General features: G+C 32.2%; 15 protein-coding genes. 14 read left to right on the top strand and 1 reads right to left on the bottom strand.

From position 1 onward, the window contains the following. Positions 1 to 49: 49 nt before the first annotated feature. From ACSBO6_RS12565 to rpsA, 3 genes are all read left to right on the top strand, one after another. Positions 50 to 235, top strand: a complete 186-nt coding sequence (locus tag ACSBO6_RS12565) for a DUF5359 family protein (RefSeq protein ID WP_098845226.1) — start codon at positions 50 to 52, stop codon at positions 233 to 235. Positions 236 to 372: 137 nt separating this feature from the next. After that, positions 373 to 1053, top strand: coding sequence for a (d)CMP kinase (cmk, locus tag ACSBO6_RS12560; RefSeq protein ID WP_098845225.1), 681 nt, complete (start codon positions 373 to 375; stop codon positions 1051 to 1053). Between the two features lie 108 nt (positions 1054 to 1161). Beyond that, positions 1162 to 2280 carry a 30S ribosomal protein S1 gene (rpsA, locus tag ACSBO6_RS12555; RefSeq protein WP_498843454.1) on the top strand — a complete coding sequence of 373 codons (1119 nt, stop codon included), beginning with the start codon at positions 1162 to 1164 and terminating at the stop codon, positions 2278 to 2280. 45 nt (positions 2281 to 2325) lie between these two features. Here the strand turns inward: rpsA and ACSBO6_RS12550 are convergent, their stop codons facing one another. Beyond that, positions 2326 to 2463 (bottom strand): YpzI family protein, encoded by a 138-nt coding sequence (locus ACSBO6_RS12550; RefSeq protein WP_082459340.1) that lies wholly within the window; start codon positions 2461 to 2463, stop codon positions 2326 to 2328. Positions 2464 to 2592: 129 nt separating this feature from the next. Between ACSBO6_RS12550 and ACSBO6_RS12545 the strand changes: the two genes are divergently transcribed. The 11 genes from ACSBO6_RS12545 to ACSBO6_RS12495 all read left to right on the top strand — a co-directional run bounded on the left by ACSBO6_RS12545 (position 2593) and on the right by ACSBO6_RS12495 (position 12268). Further along, a complete protein-coding gene (locus tag ACSBO6_RS12545; protein WP_498843453.1) occupies positions 2593 to 3183 on the top strand; it encodes a YphA family membrane protein in 591 nt (196 codons plus the stop codon). 132 nt (positions 3184 to 3315) lie between these two features. Continuing rightward, positions 3316 to 4626: a ribosome biogenesis GTPase Der gene (gene der, locus ACSBO6_RS12540; RefSeq protein ID WP_098845222.1), complete on the top strand. Its 1311-nt coding sequence runs from the start codon at positions 3316 to 3318 to the stop codon at positions 4624 to 4626. A gap of 22 nt (positions 4627 to 4648) precedes the next feature. Continuing rightward, positions 4649 to 5704, top strand: a complete 1056-nt coding sequence (locus ACSBO6_RS12535; protein ID WP_098845221.1) for an NAD(P)H-dependent glycerol-3-phosphate dehydrogenase — start codon at positions 4649 to 4651, stop codon at positions 5702 to 5704. A 136-nt stretch (positions 5705 to 5840) separates the two neighbouring features. Further along, positions 5841 to 6110 carry a stage VI sporulation protein F gene (locus ACSBO6_RS12530; protein ID WP_098845220.1) on the top strand — a complete coding sequence of 90 codons (270 nt, stop codon included), beginning with the start codon at positions 5841 to 5843 and terminating at the stop codon, positions 6108 to 6110. A 432-nt stretch (positions 6111 to 6542) separates the two neighbouring features. Beyond that, the gene (locus tag ACSBO6_RS12525) at positions 6543 to 6740 is read left to right on the top strand and encodes a DUF2768 domain-containing protein (RefSeq protein WP_056466707.1); all 198 of its coding nucleotides are present in this window, start codon (positions 6543 to 6545) and stop codon (positions 6738 to 6740) included. A 21-nt stretch (positions 6741 to 6761) separates the two neighbouring features. After that, positions 6762 to 7478 carry a YphF family lipoprotein gene (locus tag ACSBO6_RS12520; protein WP_098845219.1) on the top strand — a complete coding sequence of 239 codons (717 nt, stop codon included), beginning with the start codon at positions 6762 to 6764 and terminating at the stop codon, positions 7476 to 7478. A gap of 195 nt (positions 7479 to 7673) precedes the next feature. After that, positions 7674 to 9152 carry a stage IV sporulation protein A gene (spoIVA, locus tag ACSBO6_RS12515; protein WP_098845218.1) on the top strand — a complete coding sequence of 493 codons (1479 nt, stop codon included), beginning with the start codon at positions 7674 to 7676 and terminating at the stop codon, positions 9150 to 9152. A gap of 451 nt (positions 9153 to 9603) precedes the next feature. Continuing rightward, positions 9604 to 9876 (top strand): non-specific DNA-binding protein Hbs, encoded by a 273-nt coding sequence (locus ACSBO6_RS12510; RefSeq protein ID WP_056466694.1) that lies wholly within the window; start codon positions 9604 to 9606, stop codon positions 9874 to 9876. A gap of 221 nt (positions 9877 to 10097) precedes the next feature. After that, a complete protein-coding gene (gene folE / locus ACSBO6_RS12505) occupies positions 10098 to 10670 on the top strand; it encodes a GTP cyclohydrolase I FolE (protein ID WP_088010688.1) in 573 nt (190 codons plus the stop codon). 173 nt (positions 10671 to 10843) lie between these two features. Beyond that, positions 10844 to 11515 (top strand): heptaprenyl diphosphate synthase component 1, encoded by a 672-nt coding sequence (locus tag ACSBO6_RS12500; RefSeq protein WP_180232857.1) that lies wholly within the window; start codon positions 10844 to 10846, stop codon positions 11513 to 11515. Between the two features lie 42 nt (positions 11516 to 11557). After that, the gene (locus ACSBO6_RS12495; protein WP_098845216.1) at positions 11558 to 12268 is read left to right on the top strand and encodes a demethylmenaquinone methyltransferase; all 711 of its coding nucleotides are present in this window, start codon (positions 11558 to 11560) and stop codon (positions 12266 to 12268) included. Positions 12269 to 12275 lie beyond the last annotated feature (7 nt).

Genomic DNA, 12275 nt, shown 5'->3' with positions numbered 1-12275 from the left:
AAATTAGTTGAATCTAATCATACTGGTAATAAAAAAGGTATGATTATAAATGAAAAGAATCGAACGGATCCTAATTAAATTAATTATTATTCAATTAATTTGCTTAGTCATGAGTCAATACGTCCTATCATTCCCTAGTCTTTCTGTCTATTTAACAAAAATTGAATTGTATGAAGGCGTTACACAAAAAGCAAAGGACGTAACGAGAGAAGTATATAATCATATTGGTAAATAGATGAATTCGTCACAATCATATGGTAATATAAAATAAAGCAGCCTAGTCTGCTTTATTTTTATTTGTTTTTATTTTTTAGGACATGATAAGATTAAAGATTGCTATAGAAGTAGCACTTTTTTTATGTAGGAGGAATTATGAGTAAAAAAATTAGTATAGCGATAGATGGACCTGCAGCTGCTGGTAAAAGTACAGTTGCAAAGATTGTTGCAAAAAAATTAGGGTATGTCTATATAGACACTGGTGCAATGTACCGTGCTCTTACATTTAAAGCGATTCAAAACAATATTGATGTAAATAACGAAGAGGCTTTAAGTAACTTACTTTCAAATATGACGATCGAGTTAATTCCGGAAGAAGGTACTCAAAAAGTTCTCATTGATAATGTTGATGTGTCTGAGCCAATCAGAACACCAGAAGTAACTAGAAACGTATCATTTGTTGCAAAACATAGTTTAGTTCGTAAAAAAATGGTCGATTTACAACGCCAATATGCAATAAATGGTGGGGTTGTAATGGATGGAAGAGATATTGGGACTCATGTATTAGTTGATGCAGAAGTTAAGATTTTCATGATTGCTTCTGTCGATGAACGAGCTCAAAGAAGACATATCGAAAATATCAAAAACGGTTTTGAGAGTGATTTAGAACAATTGAAAATAGAAATCGCAACAAGAGACAGAATTGACTCAGAACGAGAAGTTTCACCATTGAAAAAAGCAGATGATGCCATCTCATTAGATACTACTTCAAAAGGTATTGATGAAGTCGTAAATGAAATATTAACGATTGTTGAAGAAAAAGTAAAAAATATTTAGAAGAATTAGTCATCAGATTTCTTGACTTTTCTGCTTATTTATTAGAAGGTAAAAGAGGATAATACATAATTGGTCTATCCATTTTTAAAACATAAGGAGGAATATGACATGGTTGAAAAAGTAATGCCAGAAGTTGGGGAAATTATCTCATGTGTAGTAGAACAAATTGAAGATAAGCAAGCAATCGTAGGTTTCGGTGGAAAAACAGATGGTATTCTTCCAATAAAAGAAATTTCAAACGTACATATTGAAAATGTAAGTGACGTGTTAACAGTTGGAGAAGAAATTGAATTAAAGGTTATTAAAGTTGAGGAAGATACAGTTGTTTTTTCTAAACGTGCCGTAGATTCTGTTAAGGCTTGGGAACAATTAGAAGGAAAACTAGCTAGTAAAGAAGTTTTTGAAGTAATCGTTACAGAGCAAGTAAATGGTGGATTAATCGCAGACGTAGGTGTTCGTGGATTTATTCCGGCGTCACTTGTATCAAAAAAATTCGTTGAAGATTTAGGTAGCTATGTGGGTCAATCACTTGAAGTAGTGATTGAAGAACTAGATCGCGAAAAAAATCGAGTAATCTTATCTCATAAAGCTGTAGAACAATTAAACGAAATTGAAAATCGCCGTCAAGCGTACTCTTCTATTAAAGTTGGGCAAATTGTTGAAGGTAAAGTCGAGAGATTAACAAATTTCGGTGCTTTTGTAAATATTGGTGGAGTTGATGGTTTAGTCCATGTATCTCAAATGTCACATAATAGAGTGACAAAGCCTGAAGAGCTTGTAGCTGTCGGAGATACTGTAAAAGTTCAAGTACTTTCAATTGACACAGATACAAACCGAATTGCTTTATCTATGAAAGCAATTCAGCCAGGTCCATGGGATCAATTAAATCCGAACATTAAAACTGAAGCAGTCATCGAAGGAACTGTAAAACGCCTTACTAACTTTGGTGCATTTGTAGAAGTTCAAAATGGAATTGAAGGATTAGTTCATGTTTCTCAAATTGCTGATAAACATATTAAAAATCCAAACGAAGTATTATCAGTTGGTCAAAAAGTAAAAGTTAAAGTTTTAGATATTAATCCATCTGAAAAACGCCTATCATTAAGCATTAAAGAAGCTGGTGAAGCTGAACTTCAAGAGGATATCGCAAAATACGTACAACCAAGTGAAAGTGGTTTCCAATTAAGCGAATTACTTGGTGATAAATTAAATAAATTTAAAAAATAATAAAAAAATCCTTCAGCCATTTGCTGGAGGATTTTTTTTGAAGAATTAGTTATGTTGATTTTCAGCTCTTGCTTCTTCAGGTGTGTCTAAACGTGTAGCACCTTTGTAATGAATGCTTTGATCTCGATCAGATTCAACTCTTCTAGATTGTTTAAGTTTCTTTTCTTGACGATCTTTTCCCACTCGTTTCACCTCCAAAAAAATCTCATTTATAGATTCGTTTTAAATGTAACTTCTTATACACTTTCTTTTCTATTTGATTATTTTTGAAATATGAATTGTTCATACTAGTACTATTAGGAGGTTTTTTTAGTGCAAGGTAGTTTATTTATCATTACTTCTTGGCTTATTTTTTTCTTACTGTTGCTTTATCGTAATCGAACTAAGAAAAATTTCTTGTATTTAGCAGGAGTACTTGTATTAATTAGCTGTTCAGCTTACACAATTGATTTCTTTTCAATTGAAATAAATTTTTCATATATTATTATAATTTTTATCGTAAGCTACTTTATTAGTTTATTAAATTTCATTGAACAAATGGCGCATTTTTTAAAAGGCCTAATTATAGGTATGATATATAGCGTAGTAACACTGTTATCAATTTATGATCCTGCAAGCTTTTTTATTGATGAGATGATAATTAGTTCATTTTTAGTCATACTTCTTACTTTCTTTTTAAGTAAATCCTATTATGACAAATTGCGTTATATAACAATTGGACTAGTTCAGGGTGATATTTTTAATTATATTACGTTTAAGTCAATTCATTTTAAGTATATAATTGGGGATTTACATTGGTTTGATACTTTATTTATTTCTATTTTAATCATGTCAACCATTCAGATTATAAGTATTTACATATCAAGAATAAGTCTCAAAAATAGAAAATTACTAAAAAGTTGAAGTGTATTGGTCTTTTCTTGTATTTTTTGTTAAAATAGATAAGTTATTTAAATAAATCAATTTTTAAAACTAAACTAAAACTCATTTAGATGATTTAAATGGTACATAGTTATGCTAGGAAGGATGAATTAAATGTCTAAACCGACAGTTGCAATAGTTGGACGACCAAATGTAGGGAAATCAACTATTTTTAATAGGATAGTGGGAGAAAGAATTTCGATTGTAGAAGATATTCCGGGTGTTACTCGTGATCGTATTTACAGTTCAGGTGAGTGGTTAAATCAAGAATTTAGTTTAATCGATACAGGTGGAATTGACATTGGTGATGAGCCATTTTTAGAGCAAATCCGTCAACAAGCTGAAATCGCAATCGATGAAGCGGATGTTATTATTTTTCTAACTAATGGGCGTGAAGGTGTTACAGCGGCTGATGAGGAAGTTGCTAAAATCCTTTATAAAACAAAAAAGCCAGTAGTATTAGCTGTTAATAAAGTCGATAATCCAGAAATGAGAAGCGATATTTACGACTTCTATGCGTTAGGATTTGGAGAAGTATTTCCGATCTCTGGTTCACATGGATTAGGACTAGGGGATTTACTTGATGAAGTTGTAAAACATTTTCCAGAAAAAGAAGATGAAAATTATGATGAAGATACAATTAAATTTAGTTTAATTGGACGACCAAACGTAGGAAAGTCATCTTTAGTAAATGCATTATTAGGTCAAGAACGTGTAATTGTAAGTAATGTTGCCGGTACAACACGTGATGCTGTCGATACACCATATTCAAAAGATGGTCAAGACTATGTCATTATCGATACAGCTGGTATGAGAAAAAAAGGTAAAGTTTATGAAAGTACAGAAAAATACAGTGTATTACGTGCTTTACGTGCAATCGAAAGATCAGATGTCGTCTTAGTTGTACTAGATGGTGAAGAAGGTATTATTGAACAAGATAAAAAAATTGCTGGTTATGCACATCAAGCAGGTAGATCAGTTGTTATTGTTGTAAATAAATGGGATGCAGTAGAAAAAGATGAAAAAACGATGAATGAATTCATTGAAAACATTCGAGCACATTTCCAATTCTTAGACTATGCTCCAATTGTATTTCTATCGGCTAAAACGAAGAAAAGAACGCAAACTTTATTGCCAATGATTAATAAAGCATGTGAAAGCCATAGTTTACGTGTACCAACAAATGTATTAAATGATGTTATTATGGATGCAATCGCGATGAATCCAACACCTACACATAATGGACAAAGATTAAGAGTGTATTATGCTACTCAAGTTGCAATTAAACCACCAACATTTGTTGTTTTTGTAAATGATCCTGAATTACTTCACTTTAGTTACGAGCGTTTCTTAGAAAATCGTATTAGAGATGCTTTTGATTTTGAGGGATCTCCAATTAAGATTATCGGTCGTGCACGAGCATAAAATTCAAAGAGATGGATTTTTTATGAATGGGAGTGTTAATTTGGAAAAAATCGCAGTTTTAGGTGCAGGTAGCTGGGGAACAGCTTTGGCTATGGTTTTATCAGATAATGGACATACGGTTACTTTATGGGGAAATAAAATCGAACAAATTAAAGAAATAAATGAACAGCATACGAATAAAAGATACTTGCCAGAAATTAATTTACCTCAAAATTTAAAGGCATCTGTCGATTTAAAGGAAACGATCAATGGTGCTAACTATATTTTGCTTGTTGTACCGACTAAAGCAATAAGAGAAGTTTGTCAACAATTAAATAAAGAATTAAAAAACGAGGTTACGATCATCCATGCAAGTAAAGGGATTGAACCAGACACTTCTAAGCGTGTTTCAGAAATGATTACTGAAGAAATTGATCCGAAATTCTTAAAATCGGTAGTTGTATTATCAGGTCCTAGTCATGCTGAAGAAGTTGCTTTAAGACATCCAACGACTGTAACTTCAGCATCAAAAAATATGGAAGATGCCCAAATTGTACAAGAATTATTCTCTAATGGTTATTTCCGTGTGTATACAAACGAAGATGTAATAGGTGTAGAAATTGGTGGAGCATTAAAGAATATTATCGCACTTGCAGCTGGTATTACTGATGGACTTGGCTATGGCGACAATGCAAAGGCGGCTTTAATGACCAGAGGGCTTGCAGAAATAATTCGTTTAGGTAAGGCTATGGGAGCTAATAATCAAACTTTTGCTGGTTTAGCAGGAATGGGCGACTTAATTGTAACTTGTACGAGTGTACATAGCCGTAACTGGAGAGCCGGTAATTTATTAGGGAAAGGCAAATCTTTAGACGAAGTACTTGATAATATGGGTATGGTCGTTGAAGGGGTTCGCACAACTAAGGCTGCATATCAATTAGCAAAACAAGTAAATGTAGAAATGCCAATTGTTAATGAATTACACGCAGTATTATTTGAAAATAAAAATCCAAAATTAGCAGTTGATGCACTGATGTCTCGTGTAAAAAAACATGAAGGCGAAAGTACTTCAAATTATATAAGCGATCTTACTGATTAAATAATTTTATTTAAGTATATCGGTTAAAAGCACTAAAACTTTGTTTTAGTGCTTTTTCTTTTGTGGACTATAATAGGCGTTTCACCATTTTTCTTTTTTTGCATAGCATATGTTGTATAGAAAAAAGGAGGTTTGAATGGTGACTAATAATAACCCAAATGGTTTCTTCGATAAGATTGAAAAGAAAGCAAATGTAAGTAAACAAGATATTTTTAAAGTCGCTGATTCAGTAAAAGATGCAAACTTTAAAGATGAAGCAACAGTTAGAAAACTAGTTCGTCAAATTGCATTGATGACAGGTCGTCAAGTTTCGAAAGAAAAAGAAGACAAAATCGTTCAAGCAATTGTTACAAATAATATGCCTTTAGATTTTCAATCATTAACAAATATGTTTAAACAAAAATAATTGGGCTTATTCTTCAGCGATGTATTTAGTGCATAATCATACATTTTCGCATAATATAGAATGACTTATACCGGATGTGTTCTGGTGGGTGTTAGTCGAGAAAACGAAGCAATTGCCCCAGTTTGCTTCGAAGAAAGAAGGAGTATGTATTTACTTTTTCTTTCTTTTTATTTTGAACAAGTGAATAGGTGAATTGTCCCGCTTGCCTTTTTGTTTTGTTATAACAAAGAGGTTTTTTGTTCGAGTTTGATCAAGGTGTAACTAGTGAATATGTTCTAGTTGATTTTACAGAATTAAATTAATAACAATAACAAGTATACTTAAGCATTAAATAAGTCGATAATGACTTAATAGGAATAAAAAGATTTTAATTCAAATCATGTAATTATTTTGATACTATAATAAAGGTAGAAAATACATAGGGGGAACATAATGAACGCGGCACATATTAATGAAATTATTTCTTTTGTAGGAATCGGATTAATGCTTTTATCATTATTTTTAATTTTCTTGAGTAGAAACAAAATAAAAATTAAATTTTTAAAAATGATAACGGCCTTCATTGCATATATGTCTTTAATTATTTCAGGAATTTTAATTACATATATCGTATTAAGCTGGCCAAGTTAATTTACAATAAAGGGGACTAACATGAAAAAGCTATTTCTTTCCATTCTAATATGCTTTGTAATAAGTTTATTAAGTGGCTGTTTATATCCGCAAGATCAACTTGCACAAAATCAAGTACCATATGATGATCAATTGCAATCTGTTCAAACTGCAGTTAATAAATTTAAAGAAAACAATTCGGGAATGTTACCGATCAAAAACAAGGATATGGATACACCAATTTATATTAAATATCCAATTGATTTTACTAAACTAACACCAGGCTATTTAAGTGATGTACCTGGTAATTCTTATGAAAACGGTGGTATTTTTCAATACGTATTAATAGATGCAGAAAAGAATCCGACTGTTAAATTAGTCGATCTTAGAATGACAGATAAACTAAGTGATGTTTCATTAAGAGTACAAGTTTATAAAGATAAACATACTTATCCACCAATCAAAAAAACTTTGGCTAACGGCGTTTTTCTATTAAACTATAAAAAGATGGGTTTCAAAGAAGAACCGTTCGTAGTCAGTCCTTATAGTAATAAGCATTTACCAATCATAATGGGAAACGATGGCGAGTTCTATGTTGACTATTCAATGGATTTGTATGCAAAAATTAAGGAAGCCAAACATTATAAATTCGGTGAAGATATTCGTTCGATCTTAGTAAAAGACTCACCAATCGTGCCTGCATACTCACTTCCATATACAATTAAAGATGGACAACCAGTGTTTTTAGAACAAAATTAAATAATATAAATCATAATCCTTTGATAAAAGAATACATTTTATCGAAGGATTTTTTTATTTGATCCCAAGTTAAGAAAAGAAAAAATAAAAAATCTTGTCATAACTCACTAGGACAACATCATAGAATGATATTGTCATAGGTATACTACTTCAAGTCAATTATTCCCATGTATTGATAAATCGGGAGGGGAACGCATGGAAAAGATAGATATTTTTAAAGACATTGCCGAGCGCACAGGAGGAGATATCTACTTAGGTGTTGTAGGTGCTGTGCGTACTGGTAAATCAACATTTATTAAACGCTTTATGGAAGCAGTTGTTATCCCTAATATTCAAAATGAAGCGGATCGTGCTAGAGCACATGATGAATTACCTCAAAGTGCTGCAGGTAAAACAATAATGACTACTGAACCAAAATTCGTTCCGAATCAAGGCGTAAAAATTCATGTGGCGGATGGGTTAGATGTAAATATTCGATTAGTAGATTGCGTTGGTTATAGTGTACCAGGGGCTAAAGGTTACGAGGATGAAAATGGTCCTAGAATGATTAGTACTCCTTGGTATGAAGAGCCGATTCCATTTAATGAAGCGGCTGAAATCGGTACAAGAAAAGTTATTCAAGAGCATTCTACAATTGGAGTTGTTGTAACAACTGATGGCACAATTGGAGAAATTGCTAGATATGATTATATCGAAGCAGAGGAAAGGGTCGTTAATGAATTAAAAGAAGTTGGAAAGCCTTTCATTATGGTGATCAACTCTTCTCAACCATATCATCCTAATACAGAGGCACTGAGACAAGAACTATCTGAAAAGTATGATATTCCTGTCATCGCATTAAGTGTTGAAGCAATGCGCGAAGGAGATGTGATGAACGTACTTCGCGAGGCTTTATACGAATTCCCAGTGCTTGAAGTGAATGTAAACTTACCTAGCTGGGTATTAGTATTAAAAGAAAATCACTGGCTACGCCAAAGCTACCAAGAAGCAATTCAAGAAACAGTTAAAGATATTAAGCGGTTAAGAGATGTTGATTATGTAGTTGGCCAATTTAGTGATTATGAATTTATTGAACATGCACAACTAGCAGGAATAGATATGGGGCAAGGGGTTGCAGAAATTGATTTATCTGCACCAGATGAGTTATATGATCAAGTCTTAAAAGAAGTTGTAGGAGTAGAAATTCGTGGTAAAGATCATTTACTAGAACTAATGCAAGATTTTGCTCATGCAAAACAAGAATATGATCAAGTATCAGATGCTTTAAGAATGGTGAAACAAACCGGCTATGGAGTTGCTGCACCTTCACTTTTAGATATGAGCTTAGATGAGCCAGAAATAATCCGCCACGGTTCAAGGTTTGGGGTGAAATTAAAAGCAGTAGCACCTTCAATTCATATGATTAAAGTTGATGTCGAGTCAACATTTGAACCGATCATTGGAACTGAGAAACAAAGTGAAGAACTTGTTAAATACTTAATGCAAGATTTTGAAGATAATCCTTTATCAATTTGGAACTCAGATATATTTGGACGTTCATTAAGTTCAATCGTGCGTGAAGGCATCCAAGCGAAACTTTCTTTAATGCCTGAAAATGCAAGATATAAATTGAAAGAAACTTTAGAAAGAATTATTAACGAAGGAAGCGGCGGTTTAATTGCGATTATCCTTTAATTATTAATTGGTCAGGTGGTAAAAACCATCTGATTTTTTTTGTTTTGTAAAAAAATCTACTAGTCATATTTTATCAGAAGTAATGTAACGTTGAAAAAATGATCGAAAATTATTAAGGTGAACTAAAATGTTAATCGACAAAATTCAACAAAAATAAATTTATTAAAAATCCTCAAAAAAATTAAAAAAATGCCGATAAATCAGTCACCATCGTACTTTCACAAGTTCTTTTAACAAAATTGAGGCTGAAAAATGAATTTTTCAGAAAAATTACTACCTGTTTTCGAGTAATTCCAACATTTTCTTATAAAACATATTGAAAAAAGCCTTAGAATCGTATAATATAAGGCATGACAAAGAAATTAATTGGAATTTGTTGTATAAAATTTAAAATTTTGGTCACAAATGAAATTAAGAAACATTTCTAAAATTTTGGGAGGAGGTGAAAGACATGAACAAAACAGATTTAATCAATGCAGTTGCTGAAGCTGGTGAGTTAACTAAAAAACAAGCTACTTTAGCTGTAGATGCTGTATTCGAATCAATTCTTGGTGCGTTACAAAACGGGGATAAAGTACAATTAATCGGATTTGGTAATTTTGAAGTTCGTGAGCGTGCAGCTCGTAAAGGACGTAATCCACAAACTGGCGAGGAAATCGAAATCGCAGCTAGTAAAGTTCCAGCTTTCAAACCTGGTAAAGCGCTTAAGGATGCAGTAAAATAATTACATAATTTAAGCGAAAAAGAAGGATGCTAAAAAAAGCATCCTTCTTTTTTTGTTAAAATAGTCCAAAAAGTCTCATAATAGTGGACATGGAAAGAGGATCAAAAAGTAAGAAAAAGAAAGTATCCTTCTTTTTTTTGCCTATAAAAAAAGAATTATGTTAAAATAAAACGAATCTGATAGTGTATATTAGAATTTTTTTTAGCATGGGGGATCAATTAATGAATGAAGTTAATTTAGAAAAAATTGAACAAGCGGTTCGTCTAATTCTCGAAGCTATCGGTGATGATCCAAATAGAGAAGGAATTTACGAAACGCCAAAGCGAGTTGCGAAAATGTATGCTGAAGTATTTTCTGGTATGCGCCAAGATGAAAAGGCTCATTTACATAAAGTATTTGGTGAAGATCATGAAGAACTAGTTCTTGTAAAAGATATTCCATTCCATTCAATGTGCGAACATCATCTATTACCTTTTTACGGGGTAGCACATGTAGCTTACATACCTAGAAATGGTAGAGTAACTGGATTAAGTAAATTAGCACGTACAGTAGAAACAGTAGCAAAAAGACCTCAGTTACAAGAGCGTATTACCGCTTCTGTAGTTGATGCAATTATGGACGTACTACAGCCACACGGAGCAATGGTAGTTGTAGAGGCAGAACATATGTGTATGTCAATGCGTGGTGTAAGAAAACCAGGCTCAAAAACAGTTACGACTGCGGTGCGTGGCTCACTTAAAGAGGATGTGCAAGGAAGAAATGAAATTCTTGCAATGATTCATTCAACTAAATAAATCAATTAATCAAAAAAGCAGGGCATTTGACAGGCAGTCTATAAAGCCAAAAAGTCCTGCTTTTTTAAAATATTCATTATAAATAATTCAAGTTGATGAAGAATCAACTTATACCATCTAAAATACTTATGGTATAATGAAAAAATCAGTTATAAATGGAATGGATGGAAATAATGAATAGTATTCAGGAGTTAAAAAACGAAGTAATCACTCAAATCTTACATACGATTAGACACCCATATTTAAATCAACATCTTCAAGCTCCAACAATTGATGATGTAAAGGTTACTTTATTAATAAATTTGTTAAAAGATCACGATTTTACAAAAGATAAAATTATACATTACTGTAAAGCCTTGATGATTCATCAAATTGCATTAGATACACACGAAAAAGTATCTACATATAAAGGTACTCCAATGGATCGTGAAAAGAAACAATTAACCGTTTTAGAAGGAGACTTATATAGTGGACTATATTATGATGCTCTAGCTAAAACTGGAGAAATTGGTTTGATTCGAGAACTTTCATATGCTGTTAAAGAAATGAATGAGGAGAAAATCAATCTAGTTCACGAACAATTTAGTTCTTTAGAAGATCTTTTCAACTGTATAACAGTGATCGAATCAACTATACTTGTACATTTTGCAAAGTTTATTTCAGGTGAAGAATCAATAAAGCAGATTGAAAAAGAGTGTTTAATATCTAGACTGAAAAAAGAATTCGAACGCTTATCAGCTGAAAACTGCTCTGATTTTATTTCGCAATTTCAAAGAATCAAGGGGATTGTTGATTTAACTCAAACAAAAGAAGAATTATCAAAAATAATACAATTACAAAATTAGTCTACATAAGAAGTAATCGTAATTAGTTTAGTGGGGGTTTATATGACTCAATCAAAAGAAGAACGCGTACATGACGTGTTTGAAAAGATTTACAATAAATATGATACAATGAATGGAATTATTAGTTTTAGACGACATATTGCTTGGCGCAAACAAACAATGAAAATTATGAATGTTCAAAAAGGTATGAAAGCGCTTGATGTATGTTGTGGTACTGGTGAATGGACAATTGCACTTGCAAATACAGTTGGAAAAGATGGAGAAGTGATCGGATTAGACTTTAGTAAAAATATGCTGTCTATCGGTGAAGAAAAAGTTAAAAATATGCATTTAGACCAAGTAAAACTAATTCATGGAAATGCTATGGAGTTACCATTTGAGGACAACTATTTTGATGTCGTTACAATTGGTTTTGGTTTAAGAAATGTTCCAGATTATTATCAAGTGTTGAAGGAAATGACAAGAGTCGTAAAGCCTGGAGGAATTGTTGTGTGCTTAGAAACATCACAACCGACAGCATTTGGTATTAGACATGTGTATAAAGCATATTTTAAATACATCATGCCGATATTTGGGAAAATATTTGCTAAAAGCTTTAAAGAATATTCTTGGTTACAAGAAAGCGCAAGCACGTTTCCAGGGATGAATGAACTTGCAAATCTTTTCAAAAAAGCTGGATTGGAAAAAATAAAGATAAAACCTTATACTTTTGGTGTAGCAGCAATGCATTTAGGTGTTAAACCAAAAAGCTAGTTACAAT

The organism is Bacillus sp. AL-1R (assembly GCF_052180195.1).
In the GTDB taxonomy this organism is placed as follows: domain Bacteria; phylum Bacillota; class Bacilli; order Bacillales; family Bacillaceae_G; genus Gottfriedia.
Note: the sequence above shows the minus strand (reverse complement) of the source record. Positions and strands in the feature narration are given on the sequence as shown.

Excerpts from the sequence above, each read along its gene's own strand:
- ACSBO6_RS12565 (WP_098845226.1), top strand. The coding sequence starts at position 50 with ATGAAAAGAATCGAACGGATCCTAATTAAATTAATTATTATTCAATTA.
- cmk (WP_098845225.1), top strand. The coding sequence starts at position 373 with ATGAGTAAAAAAATTAGTATAGCGATAGATGGACCTGCAGCTGCTGGT.
- rpsA (WP_498843454.1), top strand. The coding sequence starts at position 1,162 with ATGGTTGAAAAAGTAATGCCAGAAGTTGGGGAAATTATCTCATGTGTA.
- der (WP_098845222.1), top strand. The coding sequence starts at position 3,316 with ATGTCTAAACCGACAGTTGCAATAGTTGGACGACCAAATGTAGGGAAA.
- ACSBO6_RS12535 (WP_098845221.1), top strand. The coding sequence starts at position 4,649 with ATGAATGGGAGTGTTAATTTGGAAAAAATCGCAGTTTTAGGTGCAGGT.
- ACSBO6_RS12530 (WP_098845220.1), top strand. The coding sequence starts at position 5,841 with ATGGTGACTAATAATAACCCAAATGGTTTCTTCGATAAGATTGAAAAG.
- ACSBO6_RS12525 (WP_056466707.1), top strand. The coding sequence starts at position 6,543 with ATGAACGCGGCACATATTAATGAAATTATTTCTTTTGTAGGAATCGGA.
- ACSBO6_RS12520 (WP_098845219.1), top strand. The coding sequence starts at position 6,762 with ATGAAAAAGCTATTTCTTTCCATTCTAATATGCTTTGTAATAAGTTTA.
- spoIVA (WP_098845218.1), top strand. The coding sequence starts at position 7,674 with ATGGAAAAGATAGATATTTTTAAAGACATTGCCGAGCGCACAGGAGGA.
- ACSBO6_RS12510 (WP_056466694.1), top strand. The coding sequence starts at position 9,604 with ATGAACAAAACAGATTTAATCAATGCAGTTGCTGAAGCTGGTGAGTTA.
- folE (WP_088010688.1), top strand. The coding sequence starts at position 10,098 with ATGAATGAAGTTAATTTAGAAAAAATTGAACAAGCGGTTCGTCTAATT.
- ACSBO6_RS12500 (WP_180232857.1), top strand. The coding sequence starts at position 10,844 with ATGAATAGTATTCAGGAGTTAAAAAACGAAGTAATCACTCAAATCTTA.
- ACSBO6_RS12495 (WP_098845216.1), top strand. The coding sequence starts at position 11,558 with ATGACTCAATCAAAAGAAGAACGCGTACATGACGTGTTTGAAAAGATT.